This window comes from Bradyrhizobium sp. USDA 4502 (genome assembly GCF_054063355.1).
Window position 1 is genome coordinate 4,366,478 of record NZ_JBSSGF010000001.1, and the last position, 20,550, is coordinate 4,387,027.

General features: G+C 64.5%; 23 protein-coding genes and 1 pseudogene. 11 read left to right on the top strand and 13 right to left on the bottom strand.

The window, feature by feature from the left end; all coding sequences use genetic code 11:
• Positions 1 to 21 precede the first annotated feature (21 nt).
• Positions 22 to 693, bottom strand: a complete 672-nt coding sequence (locus ACVW1B_RS20345; protein WP_456780246.1) for an SET domain-containing protein — start codon at positions 691 to 693, stop codon at positions 22 to 24.
• A gap of 194 nt (positions 694 to 887) precedes the next feature.
• On the opposite strand from ACVW1B_RS20345, the gene ACVW1B_RS20350 reads away from it, so the two are divergent.
• Positions 888 to 1,460, top strand: coding sequence for a hypothetical protein (locus ACVW1B_RS20350; protein WP_375167141.1), 573 nt, complete (start codon positions 888 to 890; stop codon positions 1,458 to 1,460).
• Positions 1,461 to 1,638: 178 nt separating this feature from the next.
• Here the strand turns inward: ACVW1B_RS20350 and ACVW1B_RS20355 are convergent, their stop codons facing one another.
• On the bottom strand, positions 1,639 to 2,364 hold the full coding sequence (locus ACVW1B_RS20355) for a TetR/AcrR family transcriptional regulator (RefSeq protein ID WP_253607894.1): 726 nt from the start codon (positions 2,362 to 2,364) through the stop codon (positions 1,639 to 1,641).
• A gap of 113 nt (positions 2,365 to 2,477) precedes the next feature.
• On the opposite strand from ACVW1B_RS20355, the gene ACVW1B_RS20360 reads away from it, so the two are divergent.
• From ACVW1B_RS20360 to ACVW1B_RS20380, 5 genes are all read left to right on the top strand, one after another.
• The gene (locus ACVW1B_RS20360) at positions 2,478 to 3,881 is read left to right on the top strand and encodes a carotenoid oxygenase family protein (RefSeq protein WP_253607893.1); all 1,404 of its coding nucleotides are present in this window, start codon (positions 2,478 to 2,480) and stop codon (positions 3,879 to 3,881) included.
• 242 nt (positions 3,882 to 4,123) lie between these two features.
• On the top strand, positions 4,124 to 4,699 hold the full coding sequence (locus ACVW1B_RS20365; protein WP_253609959.1) for a hypothetical protein: 576 nt from the start codon (positions 4,124 to 4,126) through the stop codon (positions 4,697 to 4,699).
• 54 nt (positions 4,700 to 4,753) lie between these two features.
• The gene (locus tag ACVW1B_RS20370) at positions 4,754 to 5,308 is read left to right on the top strand and encodes an inner membrane-spanning protein YciB (protein WP_028337137.1); all 555 of its coding nucleotides are present in this window, start codon (positions 4,754 to 4,756) and stop codon (positions 5,306 to 5,308) included.
• 120 nt (positions 5,309 to 5,428) lie between these two features.
• Complete coding sequence (locus ACVW1B_RS20375) at positions 5,429 to 5,725, top strand: hypothetical protein (protein ID WP_021077922.1); 297 nt, start codon at positions 5,429 to 5,431, stop codon at positions 5,723 to 5,725.
• Between the two features lie 19 nt (positions 5,726 to 5,744).
• Positions 5,745 to 6,689 (top strand): SH3 domain-containing protein, encoded by a 945-nt coding sequence (locus tag ACVW1B_RS20380; RefSeq protein ID WP_456780242.1) that lies wholly within the window; start codon positions 5,745 to 5,747, stop codon positions 6,687 to 6,689.
• On the opposite strand, the gene ACVW1B_RS20385 is transcribed toward ACVW1B_RS20380, so the two are convergent.
• Together ACVW1B_RS20385 and ACVW1B_RS20390 are read right to left on the bottom strand one after the other, a co-directional pair.
• Positions 6,686 to 7,357 (bottom strand): DUF429 domain-containing protein, encoded by a 672-nt coding sequence (locus ACVW1B_RS20385; RefSeq protein ID WP_253607891.1) that lies wholly within the window; start codon positions 7,355 to 7,357, stop codon positions 6,686 to 6,688. The two genes, ACVW1B_RS20380 and ACVW1B_RS20385, sit on opposite strands and share 4 nt — an antisense overlap.
• Before the next feature lie 9 nt (positions 7,358 to 7,366).
• A complete protein-coding gene (locus ACVW1B_RS20390; protein WP_038386003.1) occupies positions 7,367 to 9,022 on the bottom strand; it encodes a fumarate hydratase in 1,656 nt (551 codons plus the stop codon).
• A 231-nt stretch (positions 9,023 to 9,253) separates the two neighbouring features.
• Here ACVW1B_RS20390 and ACVW1B_RS20395 point away from each other — a divergent pair, with 231 nt between their 5' ends.
• Positions 9,254 to 9,571, top strand: a complete 318-nt coding sequence (locus ACVW1B_RS20395) for a Kazal-type serine protease inhibitor family protein (RefSeq protein WP_253607890.1) — start codon at positions 9,254 to 9,256, stop codon at positions 9,569 to 9,571.
• Between the two features lie 103 nt (positions 9,572 to 9,674).
• On the top strand, positions 9,675 to 10,136 hold the full coding sequence (locus ACVW1B_RS20400; RefSeq protein ID WP_225164254.1) for a hypothetical protein: 462 nt from the start codon (positions 9,675 to 9,677) through the stop codon (positions 10,134 to 10,136).
• On the opposite strand, the gene ACVW1B_RS20405 is transcribed toward ACVW1B_RS20400, so the two are convergent.
• Positions 10,137 to 10,577 (bottom strand): SRPBCC family protein, encoded by a 441-nt coding sequence (locus tag ACVW1B_RS20405; RefSeq protein WP_225647937.1) that lies wholly within the window; start codon positions 10,575 to 10,577, stop codon positions 10,137 to 10,139.
• The gene (locus ACVW1B_RS20410; protein WP_253607889.1) at positions 10,577 to 10,903 is read right to left on the bottom strand and encodes an ArsR/SmtB family transcription factor; all 327 of its coding nucleotides are present in this window, start codon (positions 10,901 to 10,903) and stop codon (positions 10,577 to 10,579) included. The genes ACVW1B_RS20405 and ACVW1B_RS20410 overlap by 1 nt, the downstream gene beginning before the upstream one ends.
• A 146-nt stretch (positions 10,904 to 11,049) precedes the next feature.
• On the opposite strand from ACVW1B_RS20410, the gene ACVW1B_RS20415 reads away from it, so the two are divergent.
• Together ACVW1B_RS20415 and ACVW1B_RS20420 are read left to right on the top strand one after the other, a co-directional pair.
• Positions 11,050 to 11,724: a methyltransferase family protein gene (locus ACVW1B_RS20415; RefSeq protein ID WP_253607888.1), complete on the top strand. Its 675-nt coding sequence runs from the start codon at positions 11,050 to 11,052 to the stop codon at positions 11,722 to 11,724.
• A 9-nt stretch (positions 11,725 to 11,733) separates the two neighbouring features.
• Entirely contained in the window at positions 11,734 to 12,093 is a 360-nt protein-coding gene (locus ACVW1B_RS20420) for a GFA family protein (RefSeq protein WP_253607887.1), read from the top strand.
• A gap of 101 nt (positions 12,094 to 12,194) precedes the next feature.
• Here the strand turns inward: ACVW1B_RS20420 and ACVW1B_RS20425 are convergent, their stop codons facing one another.
• The gene (locus ACVW1B_RS20425; protein WP_253607886.1) at positions 12,195 to 12,902 is read right to left on the bottom strand and encodes a glutathione S-transferase; all 708 of its coding nucleotides are present in this window, start codon (positions 12,900 to 12,902) and stop codon (positions 12,195 to 12,197) included.
• 153 nt (positions 12,903 to 13,055) lie between these two features.
• Between ACVW1B_RS20425 and ACVW1B_RS20430 the strand changes: the two genes are divergently transcribed.
• Positions 13,056 to 13,463 (top strand): DUF3606 domain-containing protein, encoded by a 408-nt coding sequence (locus ACVW1B_RS20430; protein ID WP_456822093.1) that lies wholly within the window; start codon positions 13,056 to 13,058, stop codon positions 13,461 to 13,463.
• A 119-nt stretch (positions 13,464 to 13,582) separates the two neighbouring features.
• Here the strand turns inward: ACVW1B_RS20430 and ACVW1B_RS20435 are convergent, their stop codons facing one another.
• The 6 genes and pseudogenes from ACVW1B_RS20435 to fliQ all read right to left on the bottom strand — a co-directional run bounded on the left by ACVW1B_RS20435 (position 13,583) and on the right by fliQ (position 20,469).
• Positions 13,583 to 14,260 (bottom strand): lectin, encoded by a 678-nt coding sequence (locus tag ACVW1B_RS20435; protein ID WP_076825625.1) that lies wholly within the window; start codon positions 14,258 to 14,260, stop codon positions 13,583 to 13,585.
• Positions 14,261 to 14,411: 151 nt separating this feature from the next.
• The gene (locus ACVW1B_RS20440) at positions 14,412 to 15,374 is read right to left on the bottom strand and encodes a Tim44 domain-containing protein (RefSeq protein ID WP_028337150.1); all 963 of its coding nucleotides are present in this window, start codon (positions 15,372 to 15,374) and stop codon (positions 14,412 to 14,414) included.
• Between the two features lie 242 nt (positions 15,375 to 15,616).
• Positions 15,617 to 18,188, bottom strand: a pseudogene (cckA, locus tag ACVW1B_RS20445) (cell cycle histidine kinase CckA).
• Between the two features lie 143 nt (positions 18,189 to 18,331).
• On the bottom strand, positions 18,332 to 19,405 hold the full coding sequence (gene flhB, locus ACVW1B_RS20450; protein WP_057018335.1) for a flagellar biosynthesis protein FlhB: 1,074 nt from the start codon (positions 19,403 to 19,405) through the stop codon (positions 18,332 to 18,334).
• Between the two features lie 11 nt (positions 19,406 to 19,416).
• Positions 19,417 to 20,187: a flagellar biosynthetic protein FliR gene (gene fliR, locus ACVW1B_RS20455; RefSeq protein ID WP_016844767.1), complete on the bottom strand. Its 771-nt coding sequence runs from the start codon at positions 20,185 to 20,187 to the stop codon at positions 19,417 to 19,419.
• Between the two features lie 18 nt (positions 20,188 to 20,205).
• On the bottom strand, positions 20,206 to 20,469 hold the full coding sequence (gene fliQ, locus ACVW1B_RS20460) for a flagellar biosynthesis protein FliQ (protein WP_016844766.1): 264 nt from the start codon (positions 20,467 to 20,469) through the stop codon (positions 20,206 to 20,208).
• Positions 20,470 to 20,550: the final 81 nt, after the last annotated feature.

Sequence of the window (20,550 nt, forward strand, 5' to 3'; positions counted from 1 at the left end):
GCGTTTTCGGGCGACGTGGTATCAGGCGTTCAGCGCCCGAGCGGTGCCGCGCTTCGACGAGGCAGCCTTCTTGCCCGCCGTGTTGATCAGGCTGTGACCATTGAGGTGACTGCCGTTCAGCGCCGTGCCGTTGGCGAGCTTGCCGTTTGCTTTGGCAGCCTTCTTCGCCTTGCGCTGCCTGGCCCGCTCCTCGGCGAGCTTCTCGGCCTTGCGCTGTGCCTTCCGCTCGGCTCTTTCCTTCAGCCGCACCCGCTCCGCCCTCGCCTCCGCGCGCTTCTTCTTGCGCTTCTTCTCGCAGGCATCGCACTTGCAGCCGATCGGCTTCAGATAGGCTTTGAAATAGTCGGTTCCGTAGTCGTAATTGATTTCGTCGCCCGGCTCGATGTCCTTGATGGCGCGGATGAACACCTTGCGCTTGCGTGGGCGAACGTCGGATTCCGCGTTCGGCCTGCAGGCATGGTTGATGTAGCGGGCGACGTTTTCGCGGATCGAGCCGTCGATGGTCCAGCGGTTGGTGAGCTCGAACAGATATTTGTTCTCGATCTCGTCCTCATCCTTCTTCTTCGAGTCGAGCAACGGCCCGAAATAACGGATGATCTTGGTGCCTTTCTTGATCGGCTTGGTGGCGAAAAGGCCAAGACCGGTACGGGAACGGCCGACGCGATAGGGCTTGTTGGATGATATCGTGGGCATGACGATCGAGGTTACGGCACGCAGGTGCACGCGACAGAAGTTGCGAAGCCGCCCTTCTAGGACGATTCCGCGCGCCTGTCAGGTGTTTCCCGCGTGTCTATTGAACCTTCCCCAGATTGCATATGTCAGACACAAAGTAACGTCCGGATCGCAGGTTTCCCCCGATGAAATACCTTGCTTTTGCAACAGTCTTTATGGCGGCTGCCAGCGCAAATCCCGGTCATGCCGGCTCCGAGACGATCAGCAGCAGCTACACATCGACCGCGCCGAAGGCCTGCCGCATGATCGGCAAGCCCAGCGAAGAGGACGGCAGCACCACCAGGGTCTGTCCGGGAAAATCCGGGCTTGTGGTGCTGATCAACGAGGGCGACCTGCGTGAAGTGGTCTCGGTGGGCCGAAACGGCGAGGCAGCCGCCAGGGAACCGGCCGCGCAGGCCTGGTTCGGCCCGTTCAGTTCGACCGGCGACAGGGTCGAATGGCGTGCAGCCGGCGGCAGGCCGTTTGCGATTATCCAGCGCTGGCAGATCGCCGACAACAGCGAACAGGACAAGCGCGGCGGTCCTGTCTCGCGGGCAATGCTCGCCGTGACCCGGCTGCCGCCGGGCGATGTCTGCCATGTCGCCTTTGTCGACGTCGCGGCCAATCCCAACGCCAACGCGCTGGCGCGGCAGGCCGCCGACGATTTCGCCCGCGATTTCAAATGCGGCACGGATACGGTGAAGACGATCGGACAGAGCGGCCGGACCACGTCGCTTGTGAGGCGCTAGTGTGCTGAATGCGAAGTTCGTGCGATTTCGCGGCAGCCACTTTCACGAACTTCGCATTCATAAAGCACACTAGAATCATAAGTTTGCTAGTGTCCTTATCGAATCCGAACTTCGCTCCGAAGGTGCGGCAAATGATGCGAACTTCGGATTCGGGACACTAGTCCACGGGCAGCACCGGTTATTGCCGCGCCGAGCGGCCCGCCGACAATCGCAGCATTGCGGTCAACAGCGTTTCCGCGGATGTGCCCTCGGGCGACCGATCCAGGATCGTCTTGAGGCGTCCGTCGAGCAGCAGCATGGTGAAACCATGCACCAGCGACCAGGCCGACGCGATCGCGGCGGCCTGATCCAGCGTAAGCTGCTCCTTGGAAATCTGCTCGTGCCGGCTGGCGCCGACGCCGCGGGTCAGCCCTGCGAACGAAGCCTCGGATGCCTCGTGCAGCGACGGGCGCGAATGATCGAGCCGCTCGCTGCGGAACATCAGCCCGTACATGCCGGGATGTGCCTGCGCATAGGCAACATAAGCCTTGGCGCTCGCCACGCCCTTCTCGGGCGTCGTGGCCGCCGAAGCGTCCGCAGCCGCCATCGCGAGGCCAAATTGCCGGAAACCGATCGCCGCGAGTTCGCTGAGCAAACCGGTGAGATCGCCGAAATGATGCGTCGGGGCGGCGTGCGATACGCCGGCCTCGCGCGCCACCGCACGCAATGTCAGCCCCGCCAATCCATCACGCTCGAGCACGCGCTCGGCGGCCTTCAACAGTGCCTCATGCAGATCGCCGTGATGATACGGCGTGTCGTTGGCGCGGCGCCGTTGGACCGGACGAGCTGCCACAGTCCGTCCAACCCGGCGGGTCGGAGCCCGTGCCGGGCGAGTCGCCTTGTTTTCTTTGGAGATTCTTGCCATCGGGCCCTTATAGGTCGCAATTTTTACACTGTAAAGATTTTGCTTGACGATCGGCGGCGTCATCCTTACTGATATCTTTACGATGTAAAGATCATAATGCAGGGAGATGCGGAATGCTCGACCAGGTCACATCCAACGCTGCGCGCACCAATCTGGCGCCGATCCCATTCGAAGCCGACGCGCCGTTCCTGAAGATCTCGGGCGAATTGCCGCGCGAGCTGAACGGCACGCTCTATCGCAACGGCCCCAATCCGCAGTTCGAGGCGCCGGGTGCGCACTGGTTCGTCGGCGACGGCATGCTGCACGCCTTCCATCTCGAGAACGGCCGCGCCAGCTACCGCAACCGCTGGGTCCGTACGCCGAAATGGCAGGCCGAGCACGATGCCGGCCGCGCGCTGTTCGGCGGCTTCGGCCGCAAGATGCCGGATGCGCCGGCCACCACGACGACGGACGGCGGCGTCGCCAACACCAACATCATCTTCCATGGCGGCCGGCTGCTCGCGCTGGAGGAAGGCCATCTGCCGACCGAGATCGAGCCCGGCACGCTCAATCGCCTCGGCTATTGCGACTACAAGGGTGCGATCTCCGGCCCCTTCACCGCGCATCCCAAGATCGATCCGGCGACCGGCGAAATGGTGTTCTTCGGCTACAACGCCGCGGGCCCGCTGACGCCGGCGCTGTCGTTCGGCGCGGTGAGCTCGTCCGGCGTGGTGACGCGGTTCGAACGCTTCGAGGCGCCCTATGCCAGCATGGTGCACGACTTCATCGTCACCGAGAATCATGTGCTGTTTCCGATCCTGCCGATCACCGGCAGCATGCAGCGCGCGATGCGCGGACAGGCGCCCTACGCCTGGGAGCCGGAGAAAGGCGCCTATGTCGGCGTGATGAAGCGCAGCGGCGCGTCAAAGGACATCGTCTGGTTCCGCGCCGAGACCTGCTACGTTTTCCACGTGATGAACGCATGGGAAGACGGCAACCGCATCATCGCCGACGTGATGCAGTTCGAGGAAGCGCCGCTGTTCAATCATCCCGACGGCTCGCCGACGGACCCTCGGAAGAACCGCGCGCGCTATTGTCGCTGGACCTTTGACCTCTCCGGCAACACCGACCGCTTCACGCAAACCTATCTCGACGACCTCACCGGCGAATTTCCCCGCGTCGACGATCGCCGCGCCGGATTTGCCAGCAATCACGGCTGGTACGCCTGCGCCAACCCCGATCTGCCGATGTTCGGCGCGCTGTCGGGCATCGTGCATGTCGACGGCCGTGGCAAGCGGCTCGGCCACTATCTGCTGCCCGCCGGCGATACGATCTCCGAGCCTGTGTTCGTCGAGCGCGGCGCTGACGCCGCGGAAGGCGACGGCTGGCTGCTCGCGGTGGTCTGGCGCGCCCGCGAAAACCGCAGCGACCTCGCCGTGTTCAACGCGCAAGATGTCGAAGCGGGCCCGACCGCGCTGGTCCATCTCGGCCACCGCGTGCCCGATGGATTCCACGGCAATTGGGTGGGGGCGGAGTAGCCAACGATCACCCCGGACGTCAGTGCGCCAACCTCTCCACGCGTCGTGCCCGGGCTTGTCCCGGGCATCCACGTCTTTGCCGCCGCCGACCGAAAACGAGCGGTCGCCACTTTATGTCATTGGCAAATCTTTTATTTTTCCGCCACCTCACGATTTTGACACTGTAAAGATTTCGCTTGACGCCTCCGTTGCTCACCGTTAGGGTATCTTTACATTGTAAAGATAAGCCGATGAGGCTCACCATGACGATCTTCCTGATCCTCGCTCCCTACGGCGCCTTCGCCATGCTGATGCTGGTGACCTCGGCCACGGTGAGCCTGCTCAGTGCTGCACTGATCTGCCTTGCCGTGATCGCGTTCGATGTCGCGCGCGGCCGCAGCATCAAGATCCTCGGCGTCGGTTCGGTCGTCATCTTCGCCGCGATCGGCTTCTACCTCACCTTCGTCGATGCGACGCCGAGCAACACCGCGGTGAAGATCGCGGTCGATGCCGGCATCCTGCTGGTGTCGCTCGGCTCGATCATGATCGGCCGTCCCTTCACGCGGCAATATGCGCTGGAGCAGGTCGATGCCGAGACCGCGAAGCTGCCCGGCTTCCTCCATGCCAACTACCTGATCACCGGCGCCTGGACCGCCGCGATGCTGCTCATGCTGATTGGCAACGTTGCGGTGCTATACGTGCCGGCGCTGCCGCTGTGGACCGGCCTCTTGATCGCCTTCGCCGCACGCAATGCCGCGGTCGGCTTTACCCACTGGTATCCGCACTATCGCGCGGTCAAGGACGCGACGCCGCCGGCCGGCGCGCTGCCCTCACGCTAGACGCTGCCATAACGACATCACCACGATCATCCCGAGGAAACGGAAACCACGACGATGAAGAGCGTATTTGCCAGGCTTGCGAGCGACTTCCTCTCCACCATCGTCTTCCTGGTGGTCTATTTCGCCACCGACAATGTCCTGATCGCCACCGGCGTTGCGATCGCGGGCGCAATCGCGCAAGTGGTCTATGCGCGGGTCAAGGGACAGTCGCTCGGCTACATGACCTGGGCGAGCCTTGGGCTGGTGATCGTGCTCGGCGGCGCGACGCTTTTCACCAACGATCCGCGCTTCGTGCTGGCGAAGCCGGCCATCGGCCACATCGCGATCGGCGCGATCATGCTCAAGCGCGGCTGGATGCTGCGCTATCTGCCGCCGATCGTGACCGAGACAATTCCGGAATACGCCACCCTCGCCGGCTACGCCTGGGCCGGGCTGATGTTCATTCTCGCCGCCGGCACCATTGCGATCGCGGCGACCGGCGACATGAAGCTGTGGGCGTTCTACGTGTCGGTGGTGCTGGTCGGCGCCAAGATCGCCGCCTTCGCGATCCAGTATGTCGCCTTCCGCGTCCTGGTCGGAAGCCGGCTGCGCGCCGCCGCCCGCGCCTGATCGCAGCAAGCCGCGAACTAGGCGCGCGCGGCAAGATGGGCTATACCCGCGCAAGCGTTTTCTTCACGCGAACCGGTAGCCATTTCGCTTGAAGGCGCTTCACCTGGAGGGGAGACATCAATGGCGGTGGACGGAAACTGGAATCTCACGATGACGACGCCGATGGGCGAGCGCAAGGCGACGCTGTCGCTGGCAAGCTCGGGCGGCACGCTCACCGGCACGCAGGGCGCCGAGGGCAACTCCACCGAAATCTTCGACGGCACCGTGAACGGCGACGACGTCGCCTGGAAGGTTTCCATCACCAACCCGATGCCGCTGACGCTCGAATTCACCGGCAAGGTCGCAGGCGACGGCATCTCCGGCGAGATGGGCATCGGCCCGATGGGCAGCTTCCCCTTCACCGGCACGCGGGCATAACCGCGGCACACGCACACGCATGCGCATCCTGGCATCCGTTACCGTCCTGGCGTTGTCAGCCACGACGGCTTCCGCACAGCAAGCAAGCGAAGCCGAACCGGCGTGGCGCGCGAGCGCGGTCGCGCTGGTGCCGGCCGGATATGTTGCGGGCAGCTCTTCCAGCACGGATACCGCCGGCACCACCGGCTACCTCGCGGTCTATGCCGCGAGCGCAGACGACCCGAAGACGCCGGCAAGCGTCTTCGCGCCGCGTCAGATGATGGTTGTGACCCTAAGCAAGGATGGCACGACGGCGCTGTCGGCCGAATTGAAGCCGCGCGGTCCCGGCGACATCGCGACCGGACATGCCGACGGGTCGGACAATGACTTTGCCGCACGCCAGGCCGAGCTTGACGCGAACCGAAACGCACTGCCCGCTGGCACCGAGCCATGCGACCTCGGCGCCTGGTCGGAGGACAAGGACCTCGCGGGCCTCAACGTGCGCGCGGAGCCGTCGGTGAAGGCACGCGTGCTCGGCAAGCTGCCGCCACCCTACCATCTCAAGATGGGCGGGGCCGAGAACACGCCGGAGGGCGGCTGGCTCACCGAGTTTCGTATCATCGGCTTCAAGGACGGCTGGTTCCTGATCGAGGGCGCGATGCCGCCGGGCAAGGCCTATGAAGATGACAAGCGCTATCCGCGCAACGCGCCAAAGCCTTATGCCGGACGCGGATGGGTTGCCGCCAACAAGGTCGGCGCGAGCTACGCCAACGGCTACACCCGGATGGGCGGGCTGTTCCAGGCGCCCTTCGTCGATGCCAAATGGACGCCGGCGCTGCGCAAGCTCGGCGGTGAGTTCGATACCGACGATGGTCCGAAACGCATCCTCGCCTGCAGCGGGCACTGGGCGCTGGTGGAGAGCCATGACGGCGTGCGCGGCTGGTGGCGCAGCCTGTGCTCCAACCAGGTGACGAACTGCAGCTAGAACCAGATCTGCATCGGCAGATCGTGCGCGTCTCGCGGCGGCGCTTCGGGAACGCTTCCGCATGGTTCGCGCGCAGCCAGCGCCACTGCACACGCATCCAGCACATCGTCGCGCTTCGCGCCGGTGCCGATGCGCACCTCGATGAGCCAGCGATCGATCTCGCGGAAGCCTGATCGCTTCAGCAGCCTGCAGCGCAGCGCATCGCCCTCCTCCGATTTTTTGCGCGGCAACGGCTCGCCGCCGTTCAATTGCAGGAACACCAGCTCGGGATGCACCTCGCGGATATCGCGCGTGGCGTTCGCGCGCACGAACCCGTCGACCTCCATGATCTTCTTGCCGAGATGCCAGAGCTGGCGCGACACACGGGTCTGGCCGCGGCGCAGTGCTTCCGCATTCGCGAGATCGGGATCGTCAAACTGCTGCCACAGCCAGCGCCGCGCGCCGGTGAAGACGCGCGAGGTGTGCGGGCGCAATCTTACGCGCGCGAGAAGGTCGCAATCGCGCTCGCCGTTATCGGTCAGACCGATCGGGATATCGATCCCGGCCCGATCGAACGGACGCGAAAGCGCGTCCGCAATATCGCTGTGAAAGGAAATCGTACGCTGGTCGCCGTCGATGGTGACGGCGACCCAGCCCTTGGAGAACCCGTCGAGGCCGACCGCAATCAACCCCGATCCTCAACCGAGATTCAATTCCTTGAAGAAGTCGTTGCCCTTGTCGTCGATGATGATGAAGGCCGGGAAATCGACCACCTCGATGCGCCAGATCGCTTCCATGCCGAGCTCGGGATACTCGACCACCTCGACCTTCTTGATGCAGTGCTCGGCGAGGTTCGCCGCGGCGCCGCCGATCGAGCCGAGGTAGAAGCCGCCATGCTTCTTGCAGGCCTCGCGCACCGCGACCGCGCGGTTGCCCTTGGCGACCATCACCATCGAGCCGCCGGCCGCCTGGAACTGGTCGACGAAGGAATCCATGCGTCCCGCCGTGGTCGGGCCGAATGCACCGGAGGCGTAGCCGTCGGGCGTCTTGGCGGGACCGGCGTAATAGACCGGATGGTTCTTGAAATAATCCGGCAACGGCTCGCCCTTCTCCAGCCGCTCGCGCAGCTTGGCGTGCGCCGAGTCGCGCGCCACGATCATGGTGCCGGTCATCGAGACGCGGGTCTTGATCGGATATTGCGACAGCGTCGCCAGGATCTCCTTCATCGGCTTGTTGAGGTCGATCTTGACGACCTCACCGCCAAGCGACTGCTCCACCGCAGGCAGATACTGCGCCGGGTTGTGCTCGAGCTCCTCGAGATAGACGCCGTCCCTGGTGATCTTGCCGAGCACCTGGCGGTCCGCCGAACAGGAGACGCCGAGCCCAATCGGCAGCGAGGCGCCGTGGCGCGGCATGCGGATCACGCGCACGTCATGGCAGAAATACTTGCCGCCGAACTGCGCGCCCACCCCCAAGCTTTGCGTCATCTTGAGGATTTCCTGCTCCATCTCGAGGTCGCGGAACGCATTGCCGTCGGCCGAGCCGTGGGTCGGCAGCGCGTCGAGATAGCGGGCCGAGGCAAGCTTCACGGTCTTCATGCAGAGCTCGGCCGAGGTGCCGCCGATCACGATCGCAAGGTGGTACGGGGGACACGCCGCGGTGCCGAGCGTCAGCACCTTCTCCTTCAGGAAGGCGAGCAGCCGGTCCTTGGTCAGCACCGAGGGCGTCGCCTGGAACAGGAAGCTCTTGTTGGCGCTTCCGCCGCCCTTGGCCATGAACATGAACTTGTAGGCATCATCGCCCTCGGCGTAGATCTCGCACTGCGCCGGCATGTTGTTGGCGGTGTTCTTCTCCTCGTACATCGACAAGGGAGCGACCTGCGAGTAGCGCAGATTGCGGCGCAGATAGGCATCGCGCGCGCCTTCGGACAGCGCAGCCTCGTCGTCACCGTCGGTGATGACGTTGCATCCCTTCTTGCCCATGATGATTGCGGTACCGGTGTCCTGGCACATCGGCAGCACGCCGCCGGCCGCGATGTTGGCATTCTTCAGGAAGTCGAAGGCGACGAACTTGTCGTTGTCGCTGGCTTCCTTGTCCTCGAGGATCGAGCGGAGCTGCTTCAGATGACCCGGCCGCAGATAGTGGTTGATGTCGCCGAAGGCGGCCTCGGAGAGCGCGCGCAGCGCCTCCCGCGACACCACAAGCATGTCCTTGCCCAACACCTTCTCGACCCGGACGCCCTCGCTCGTGACCTTCTTGTAGGGCGTGGTGTCGGCACCAAGCGGGAACAGAGGCGTGTGCTTGTAGGGCGGAACAGGCTTTTGCTGGTCGGGAAAGGCTGAGGGGGCGTTCATGAGCTGCTCGTCGGTTTCGAAAGGCCGGTGCCGGCCGCGGGGCCGCCGGCAATGTAGAGCCGTTCTAAGCCTTTTTCCGACAAAGGAAAGGGAAGCGGGCCGCCTTCCAGCCATGCGCGGGACTGGCAATCCACGTGCTATGTTTCATGCCATCGTAATCCCAAGTTGCCACAACGCCGGCAAGCCGCGGAACGGCCAAGGAAACCATCAGGAAGCCATCAGGAGACCTTCATGAAGACAGCGCTTTTCGTCCGGTTCGCGGCGCTGGCCTTGTTGATCGCGATCCCGACCGGCGCCGATGCCGCCCGCCTCGGCAGGCCCTGCGGCGGCCTTGCCGGACTGCAATGCGGCAGTCGCGGCCAGTTCTGCCAGTTCAAGCCCGGGACCTGCGGCCGCTTCGACCAGACCGGCACCTGCGCGTTCCGCCCGACGATCTGCAACAAGATCTTCAAGCCCGTATGCGGCTGCGACGGCAAGACCTACGGCAATGATTGCGAGCGCCGGGCCGCCGGGGCTTCCAAAGCGCAGGACGGCAGGTGCGCGTCCTGACGTGGCCGTATTGACGCGCTCCGCGGGAGCCTGCATGTAGCTTCGCGTACTTTCATACCGCGGGGGGTATTTCGTGACAGCATCGTTGCGCCGACGCTTGCCTTTGGGCATCCGCTCCACTCTGCCGGCCGCGCTGATCGCGCTGGCGACGGTTTTCGTCGCAGCGCCTGCGCATGCCGATCCCTGCGTTGATATCGCCAAGCAGCTCGCCGGCCAGATCGACGGACTGAAGGTCAATTTCAGCGCCGCCAACATCACCTACCTCACGCATCCGGCGGCAAAGGAATTGTCGCTCGGCTGCCGCGGCAAGGATTATTCGATCGAGCTCTACGCCAAGACCGATCGCAAGATGAAGCCGGAGTTCTTCAACCTGGTCGGCTCCGCCACCGCGCTGATCTTCACCGTGCCGAAGGACGACGCCGTCACCGGCACCTCGCGCTGCCTGAAGCGCATGGGCATCTTGCGCGGCAACACCATCACGATGCGCTATCGCCGCCTCAACCTCGAATGCACCCGCAACAAGACCGACGCCTCGATCACGGTTCGCCGCGGCAACAACGAGTGATCAGCCTTCGCTGGTGATGCGCGCGATGGCGTCGAGCACCCGGCCCCATCCCGGGCTCATCATGTCGAAGGCGAAGCGGTTGCCCGGCAGCACGAAGCCGTCATGCACCATCCGCAGATGGGTGCCGCCCTCGACCGGCGTCAGCGTCCAGGTGACGATCGTGTCGAGCTTCGAGCCGTATTCCGGATTGGTATCAGCGCCGCCCTTCCAGGAGTAGCGCAACAGGCGCGGCGGATCGCAATCCAGCACCTCACAATGCACGACACCGTCCCAGTCGCCCATCGGCTTGGTGTGGAAATTGAAGCGATGGCCAACGGCCGGCACGAAATCGTTCGGCATCAGCCATTTCGTGATCCGATCGCTCGTCGTCAGCGTCCGCCAGATCTTCTCGGCCGCGTAGGGCAGCACCTTCTCGACCGTGATCGCGTGCGTCTCACCCATCACTCACTCTCCTTCAACAGCCGTTCCAGATTTGCGAAGCGCTCGGTCCAGAACGTCTCGTAGTGGCCGAGCCAGTCGATCAGCGGACCGAGCCCCTTCGGCGCGATGCGATAATGGATATGGCGGCCCTCGCGCCGCTCGGCGACCAGCCCGGCATCGCGCAGCGCGCGCAGATGTTGCGACACCGCCGGCTGCGACACCTTTGAACCCTGCACCAGGCCGGTCGCGGCGATCTCGCCTTCCCGCGCGATCCGCTCGAACACCGCTCGCCGCGTCGGGTCCGCGAGGGTCTTCAACACATCGGTCAGCTGCGTGGCGACAGGCATGAAAATATATAAGCAATTGCTTATATGATTGTCAAGACAGTCGCGACGCTGGAACGTCTCGCCTGCTCCGAAAGTTGATCGCTGCGGTCGCATGTTTGCCGGGAAAACGGTGCGATAATATCAACTGGAATCGCGCGGAGCCGCTCATGATCGCAAAGCTCCTTCTGCAGAATACCTTCTTCGTCATCGCCATGGCCGTGCTGCTGTTTGCCTTCGCAGGTACGCTGCACTGGCCCGGCGCATGGGCCTATCTGATCGCCTCGGCCGTGATCGGCCCGGCCTGCGGGCTGTGGCTCGCCAAGGTCGATCCCGGGCTGCTGGCCGAGCGCATGCGCCTCACCGCGCGTGAAGGCCAGCCCACCGAGGACAAGCGGTTCATGCTGGTGTTCCTGGTCGTTGCCGTGCTGTGGTTCGTCGCGATGGGGCTCGAGCGGCGCTTTGGCGACGTCAATGACGGCGTGCCGCTGATCGTGCTCGGCCTTGTGCTGTATCTGGTCTCGACCGTGGCGATCCTGTGGGTGTTCCGCACCAACTCGTTCGCCGCGCCGGTCGTGAAGGTGCAGACCGAGCGCGACCATCACGTCATCTCGACCGGTCCCTACGCGCTGGTCCGCCATCCGATGTATACGAGCGTGATGCTGTTCTTCATCGGCGTGCCGCTGACGCTCGGCTCCTGGTGGGGCCTCGCCTTCGTGCCGGTGTTCTTCGTGATGTTTGCGATCCGCACAGGGATCGAGGAGCGCGCGCTGGTGACGGGGTTGTCAGGCTACGCCGATTATGCGGCACGGGTGCGCTACCGCCTCGTACCCGGGCTGTGGTGAGGGATCATCATGGCAGAGAGCAAGACCTACACCGGCGGTTGCCATTGCGGACAGGTCCGCTTCGAATGCACCACCGATATGGCCATGGTGACGGCCTGCAACTGCTCGATCTGCACCAAGAAGGGCCTGCACTTCGTGTTCATGCCGCCGTCGAGCTTCCAGCTTCGCGCCGGCGCCGAGAACCTCAAGGAATATCTCTTCAACCGCCATGCGATCCGCCATCAGCTTTGCGTCGATTGCGGCGTCGACGTGTTCGCGCGCGGCAAGAAGCCCGACGGCACCGACATCGTGGCGCTGAATGTCAGCTGCATCGATGGCATCGATCTGTCGAGGATCGCGATGACGCCGGTGGATGGGCGGAGCCGGTAGCCTTCCACGCCGTCATTCCGGGGCACGCGGAGCGTGAACCCGGAATCCAGAGATTGTGGCGCGAGATTCCGGGTTCGCTTCGCGCCCCGGAATGACGGCGATCACAAATCCAGTGCCTTGTAGCGCCGGAAAATGCCCTCTTCGTTGAATGGAATCCGCCGCTCGCTCGCCAGATACGCCTTGATGTTCGGCCGCTCGGCGACGCGATCGCGCAGCGCGATCAGGCGCGGGATCTTCTTCTCGAACGCCGCCATCCGCTTCGGAAACGCGTAGCGCAGGCCCTCCACGATCTGGAACAGCGAGAGGTCGGCGTAGGTCAGCCGGCGTCCGGTGACGAACGCACCGCGGTTGGCTTGCACGAGATCCTCGAAATAGCCGAGATATTTCGGCACCCGCGAATCCCAGAACTCCGCGGTGCGCTTCTTCGCCGGAGCCTTCTGGTCTTCGTAATACAGCGATGGCCCGAGCGGATGATGGGTGTCGTGGATCTCCACCACGAAGTCCGCGATCGTCAGCTGCAGCTGGTGCACCCAGAGCTTTCCGCCCTCCGCCTTCGGCGCGAGGCCGTGGCGCGCGCCGAGATAGAGCAGGATGTTGGCGGTCTGCCCGATCACGAGACTGCCGGCCTTGAGGAACGGCGGCGCGAAGGGCGGCGTGCCCTTGTGTGCCTCCATCATCTTCGTCATGGCACCCATGCCGCTCTTGGCGCGCGCGACATCGGTGTAGCCGGCGCCCGCATCCTCGAGCGCGAGGCGGACATATTCGCCGCGGCCCTGGATCATCGGCCAGTAGTAAAGTTGATAGTGCATGCACTTACCTCCGAAAACTTCGCCGCATCGCTTCGCTTCACCTCGATCGTAGCCACGCCGCGGTCAGATCGTCCATCGCGCACCGCTGCCTGTGCGAACCGCACAGAGGCTGCTAAGGTTCCAACGTCGAATCTTTCGATGAGGGATCATCTTATGGCGGACAGCAAGAAGAAGCGGGGCGCGGCAGATCGCGCTCTGATCGCGTTGAGCGAGTCCTACGAAGTTGCGTACTGGTCCAAGAAGTTCAAGGTCACGCCGGCGAAGCTGAAAGCTGCCGTCAAGAAGGTCGGGCATTCCGCCAAGAAGGTGGAAGCCCATTTCGAGGAGCAGCGCCACAAGGCCGCCGACCGCGCGCGGATCGCGATCAGCGAGCCCTACGAGGTCCGCTACTGGTCGAAGAAGTTCAAGGTGACCCCTGCCCGGCTCAAGACCGCGGTCGCCGCGGTCGGACATTCCTCGAAGAAGGTCGAAGCCTATTTCGCGGCGAAGAAAAAAACCGCGAAGAAAAAGAAGGCCGCGAAGAGGACCGCAAAGAAGACCGTCAAGCGCAGGAAGAGCTGAGCGCGATCGTGCTATCCCGTCATTGCGAGGCGCGAGGCGACGAAGCAATCCATCGCTCCGGGCCTATGGTAGGATGGATTGCTTCGCTGCACTCGCAATGACGAAGCAGATGCGCTCTCTCAGTTCGCCGCGAAGCAGTACAGCAGGCCGTCGCCGCCGGTGCTCTTCAGGTCAGCCTGCGAGCAGCCGCCGTCGGGACCGCGCGAGGGATGCGACGTGTTCCAGGATTTTGACGGCTCGTCGTCGCGCAGGCCCTTGCGGTCGAAGTGCCCGAGCATGGCGGCGCCTTGTGTGCTGCTTGTCCAGTTCTTGCAGGTGCGGTCCTCGCCGGCCGCAAACGCTGTACCGTCTGCTTGCGACCCCGTCAGCACGTCGTGGCGGTTCGGCGTGTCGCCGGCACCGTTGACGACCTCGCCCTTCTCGGACAGCGCGGTCTGCTTGGTGAGATTGTTGCCGGCGCTGTGCAGGTCGGCGACGTCCTTGGCGACCACGACGCCCTTTACATTCTTCCACGGTCCCTTGCCGATACGATCGCGCGCATTCTCCGCTGCCTTGCCGTCGGCCGCCTGGGTCGAGAGATAGGCGCGCCAGGTCTTCGGCGCACCGAAGCCGGCGGCCTGCGCCAGCGTCTGGCAATGATTGTCGGCGCCGGCGAGCCCGCCGAGATTGCCGCCGTTGCCGATGCCGTTGCTGGTCAGGAAGAAGCTGGTGTCGGCGGTCTGCGCCGCCGCCGGCGGCGCCGCCACGACGACGAACGCAAGACAGGCCGGAACCGCAATATGCGCAACGATCTTCATCTCAATCCTCCCGATGGTTGTTATGGTCCGCTGAGATCAACCCGCAGGCCCTCCGGATATTCCGGCGCCGCGACATGTGAATGAAGGCACAAAACAAAGGCGCCGCGGACGAGGCCGCGGCGCCTTGTATCTGCCATTCTCCGGCAACCGATCAGTTGGTCTGCTGGATCGCCGAAAGCTCCCAATTGCCGCCGCGCTGGCGTACGAAGGTCCAGACCTCAGTGACCTCCTCCGGCTGCGTGCCGCCGCCGACCTGACGGCCGGTGCCGCGCTCGAGCACGGTGTCGACCAGCGAGTAGCGCATCGCGACCGTCGCATACTCGCTGTCGCCTTCGCGCCAGGCTTCCGCCAGATCGCCCTGCAGCAGCTTCACATTGGTCACCTTGTTGGTGACGTTGCGCGCCTTGTTCTCCTCGAGATCCTTCGAGAAGTACGACACCATCTCCGGCGTCGCGAGCGTGTGCAGCTTCGCGATGTCCTCGTTCGACCACGCGGTCTGGATGTCGCCGAGCAGCCGTTCGAACGTCTCATAGTCGCCAGGCGCGATCTCGACCGGCGCATTCGATCCGCCGCCAAGGCCGAAGCCGAAGCCCGAGCGGGCGTTCGCCTGCGGACCGGGGCCGACGTCGGGGCCACCGGCATAGGCGGCCGCCGGCGTGTTGCGGCGCTGCCACCACGACATCGCAAGGCGAACCACGAGCACGATCAGACCGATCTGCAGCAAGAGGCCGAGCATCGACGACAAGCCGCCGAGACCCGAGAACAACCCGCCGCCGAACAGCATGCCGAACAGGCCGGCGCCAAGGAAGCCCGCGGCCAGGCCGCCGAGCAGGCCGCGGCCCATTCCGCCGCGACCAAACAGGCCGCCGGAATTTGCCGCCGCCGGCGAGCCCATGTTCGGGCTACCAGGCTGGCTGAAGGTGCGGTTCATCGGCGCAACCGAGCCCGGCGCCGTGTTGGTCGAGGGCGGCGCGGAGAATGTCCGCGAGCCGCGCGAGCCGCCGCCGCCAACGCGGGCGTCGGCCGCCGAAACGGTCATCATCACGGGCAGCGCCAGTGCCATCGCGACGGCGATCGCCCGAACAATTCCACGCGTGCGTTGCGAGAAATTCATGTTGGTTTCCTCAAAGGATTCCCCGGCATGGGGAAACGCCCCTAAGATGGGCAGGGACGGTTAAAAGTGAAGCGGGAAACGGGAACCGCGGCTGCGGCCCTCGGTCGCGGAGATGTGACACTATGGTCCTTGTGGATGCGACGGCGCGTCCTACCGCGGGATGAGGCCCGGTTTCAACCACAGTTACCGCGGAATTTCGCCTCGCACTTGCGAGAAGTAAAGCCGGTTGCCGCGGCAACCGGCTAGTTCGCCGTCATGGTTTCCTTCACCGCGGCGACCAGCTGCGTCAACGTGAAGGGTTTCGGCAGGAACGCGAACTGCTGGTTCTCCGGCAGGCTCTTCTCGAAGGCGTCCTCGGCATAGCCTGAGACGAAGATGATCTTCAGCTCCGCGTTGCGGCTGCGCATTTCCTTCAGCAGCGTCGGGCCGTCCATCTCCGGCATCACGACGTCGGAGACGACGAGATCGACGGCGCCGTTCTTCTCCTCGAACGCCTCCAGCGCCTCGACGCCGTTCGCCGCCTCGATCACGCTGTAGCCGCGCGAACGCAGGCCGCGCGCATTGAGCGAGCGCAAACCGTCCTCGTCCTCGACCAGCAGGATGGTGCCCTGCCCGGTCAGGTCCGGCTTCGGCTTGGCGGCTTCCGTGACGGCGGCGGTTTCCTTGGCCGCACCGTTGCCGGCATGGGCCTCCGGTGCGACCTCCTGCTGCTGGCGATGCCGCGGCAGATAGATCCGGAACGTGGTGCCGCCGCCCGGCACGGAATCGACATAGACGAAGCCGCCGGTCTGCTTGACGATGCCGTAGACCGTGGACAGGCCGAGACCGGTCCCCTTGCCGACTTCCTTGGTCGAGAAGAACGGCTCGAAGATCTTGTCGATGATCTCGGCCGGAATGCCGGTGCCGGTGTCGGCGATCTCGATCTTCACATAGTCCGCCGCCGGCATGCCCTTGTTGGCGAGTTGGGCGGCTTCCTCGGTCGGCACATTGGCGGTGCGGATGATCAGCTTGCCACCGTCGGGCATCGCATCGCGCGCGTTGACCGCGAGATTGACCACCACCTGCTCGAACTGCGAGACGTCGACCTTCACCGGCCCACAGGTCGCGGCCATGCACGAGGTCGAGCTTGACCTTCTCGCCGATCAGCCGGCGCAGCAGCATGGTGAGGTCGCTCAATGCATCGCCGAGATCGAGCACCTGCGGCCGCAGCGTCTGGCGGCGCGAGAATGCAAGCAGCTGCCGCACCAGCGTCGCGGCGCGGGTGGCGTTCTGCTTGATCTGCATGATGTCCTGGAACGACGGGTCGGTCGGCTTGTGCGCGTTCAGCAGGAAGTCGTTGGCCATCATGATGGCCGACAGCACGTTGTTGAAGTCGTGCGCGATGCCGCCGGCGAGCTGGCCGACCATCTCCATCTTCTGCGACTGGTTGATCTGGTTTTCCAGCGCGCGCCGCTCGGTGGTTTCGAGCATGTAGACGATCGCGGTCTCGGCGTCGCGCTCGTCCTTCTCGACGGTGGTGACGAAGAACTGGGCAAAGCGCTCCTTGGGCCCGTCGAGCATCACCTCGACCGGCGCGATGTCGCCCTGGCCCTCGGCCGCCTGGTTGATCGCGGCGATCAGCAGGCCGCGGTCGCGCGGATTGACGGCGCGGAAGATCGACTTGGCGGCGCCGCCGTCGCCGTTCAGGCCCTGCGCCAGCTTGGCATAGCGCGCATTGGCGCCGACCACATTGCCGCCGCGATCGACGGTCGCGATCGCCATCGGCGTATGGTCGAAGAAGCGCATGAAGCGCACCTCGGCGGCGCGCTCCGGATCGGAATGCTCGTCGCGGGCGCGGCTGATCACCAGCGTGCGCGAGGCGCCCGCCGCGCCGTCGGAGCCGAAAGCGAGCTTGTGATAGAGCCGCACCGGCACGGTCTTGCCGCCGCGCATCCGCAGGTCGATGTCGAACACCTCGGTCTTGACCTCGCCCGGCACCGCCGCAATCGAGGTCAACAGCGCCGCGCCGTCGCCCGAGACGATGTCGGTCAGTTTCAGGCCGCCCGAGCCGATCTCGGCCAGATCGTAGTCCAGCCAGTTGGCCAGCGTGGCGTTGACATAGGCGATCTCGCCGGCCGGATTGACCGAGAAGAAGCCGCATGGCGCGTGATCGAGATATTCGATCGCGTGCCGCAGCTCCTGGAACACGTCTTCCTGGCGCTCGCGGTCGCGGGTGACGTCGGCGATCGACCAAACCGCATATTTCGCATCGCGCTTGCCCTCGCCGAGTGGGCGTACCCGCAGGCGCAGCCAGCGGCCCTGGCCGGCCTCCTGGCCGGCGACGCGGACCTCCTCCTGCTGCCGCTTGCCCTCGCGGGCAGCCTTCAAAAGGCGGAACACGGCCTCGGAGACGTCGGGGTTGCCGATGAAGACGCGCTCGACCGGACGGACGTCCTGCGGCCCGGCCGCGCCGGTCAGCGTGAGATAGGCGGCGTTGGAATAGACCACGTGGCCGCGGGAGTCGGTGACGACGAGCCCTTCCTGGGCCTGGTCGGCGATCCGCGCCATCACCGGATCATCGGTGGCACGGTCGGAGAAGCGGATGATGCCGGCGGCAAGGGCGAACAGGTTGAACAGCCCGACTGTGGCGAGCAGCGCCAGCACGCCGAGGATATAGGGCTGCGCCTCGGTGCGGCCGATGGTCATCAGCCAGACCGCCACCGCGACGATGCCGGCGGCGATCAGGACCACCAGCAGGATGCTGCCGTTCCGCCGCGCTGGCCCGTGGGCCACGAACGGCTCGGTCACGGAAGGATCGTTGCTATCGGCGGTCATCTGGAGAGACATGGCTCGTCTGCATCACGAAGGCGACCGGCCGGCCACCTCGCCCTTGAGTGCCTGAATCGGACCCGAAAACGCAAGTCCAACAGGCGGCAATTTCGCAAGTTACGCGCATTTCAAGCGGGTTTTTCCGCCCCTTACTGCCGCAGGCCGGACAGGCCGCGCCTCAGCCGCATCACGTAGCCGATGATTTCGGCAACCGCGTGATAGTGCTCGACCGGGATCTCCCGGTCGAGCTCGACCGTCGCATAGAGCGCCCGGGCCAGCGCCACGTTCTCCACGATCGGAATGTCGTGCTCCTTGGCGATCTCCCGGATCTTGAAGGCAAGATTGTCGACGCCCTTGGCGACGCAGATCGGCGCCGACATGCTGCGGTCGTAGGCCAGCGCCACCGAATAGTGGGTCGGGTTGGTGATGATCACCGAGGCCTTCGGAACCTGCGCCATCATACGCTTCTTGGCGCGCTGGACCCGCAATTGCTTGATCCTGCCCTTGACGTGCGGGTCGCCTTCCGACTGCTTGAACTCCTCCTTCATCTCCTGCAGCGACATCTTGTGACGCTCGTACCAGGTCCGGTACTGGAAGAAGTAATCGGCGATCGCGACCGCAGCGAGGATGGCCACCACCGCCGCCAGCAGATGCACCGTCATGCCGGTGATAGCGGGCAGCAGCTCGGCCGGATCGACCCGCAGGAAGGATTCCATCCGCATCCGGTCGGGCCACAGCACCGCGACCATCACGGCGCCGAGCGCAATCAGCTTGAACAGGCCCTTCAGGAAATTCGCCACCGCCTGTTTGCCGAACAGCCGCTTGAAGCCGGCAGCCGGCGAGATCTTGGAGAATTTCGGCTTCAGCTGCTCGCCCGACCACACCAGCTGATGCTGCACCATGTTGCCCGCGATCGCGGCCAGCGCCAGCAACAGGAACGGCACGCCGATCGCGGCGACCACCGCGTAGCCGAGCGACTGGGTCAGCGCCAGCAGGCCGGCGCCGTCGGTGCGGATCATCCATGAATTGGCAATCAGGTTACGCAGCGGCATCAAGATGCCGCTGCCGATCGAACCCGAGAAGGTCGACAACACCAAGGTGCCGCCGGCGATCACGAACCAGGTATTGACCTCCTGGCTCTTGGCAACGTCACCTTTCTCGAGGGCTTCATCGAGACGTTTTTGCGTAGGGTCTTCTGTTTTGTCTTCGGTATCGTCCGCCACTTCTTCTCCCCCTAATTCATCGGAGCGAGCTGGCGCATGACGCCGAGGAAATAGTCGAGATAGGTGTTCATCATCGCGGCGAGCACGACGCCGAAGATCAGGAACCCGACCATGATCGAGAGCGGCACGCCGACGAAGTAGACCTGCATCTGCGGCATCAGCCGCGCCAGCACGCCAAGCCCGATGTTGAAGACTAGGCCAAACACCAGGAACGGCGCGGACAGCTGCAGGCCGATCTTGAAGGCGGCCGAGAAGGCCGAGGTCGCAAGCGCGGCGACATCGCCGGTTGGCATGATCTCGCCGGGCGAGAAGATGCGGTAGCTCTCGCTCAGCGCCGCAATGACGAGATAGTGGCTGTCGGTCGCAAACAGCAGCGTGAGGCCGAGGATGGTGAGGAAGTTGCCGATGATCTGGCCCTGCTGCCCCTGGGTCGGATCGACGGCGGTGACGAAGCCGAGGCCGAGCTGCTGCGCGATCACTGAGCCCGCGACGTTGAGCGCCGACAACGTCACCCGCGCGGTCGCGCCGAGCACGATGCCGATGATGAGCTCATGCACCATCAGGACGCCGAGCGAGGAGATCGACGTCAGGTCGACATGATAGGCGTTGCGATGCAGGGGAAGGATGATCAGCGTCAGCAACAGCGCGATCGACAGCTTGACCCGCGCCGGGATGTTGCTCTCGCCGAAACCGGGCAGCAGCATCACCATCGCGCCCACGCGCGCGAAGACCAGCACGAAGATCGCGGCCAGCGCCGGCAGCAGGGAGACATCGATGCGCATGACCGCGGCATTAGTGCATCAACCGCCGATGATTCGCGACGAAATCCGCATCATGTGGCTACTGAGCGAGTCCGCCATGAACGGCAGCGCCAGCAGCAATGTGACGAAGATCGCGAGGATCTTCGGCACAAAAATCAGGGTCTGTTCCTGGATCTGCGTCAGCGCCTGGAACAGCGACACCACGACGCCGACCACGAGGCCGACCACCATCAGGGGCGACGACACCACCACGATGGTCCAGATCGCATCGCGCGCCACGTCGAGGGTTTCGGGGCCGGTCATTGTTGAGTTCTCGCTGTCAGTTGTTTGCACCGTCGTTCCGGGGCGATGCAACGCATCGAACCCGGAACCTCGAGATCTTTG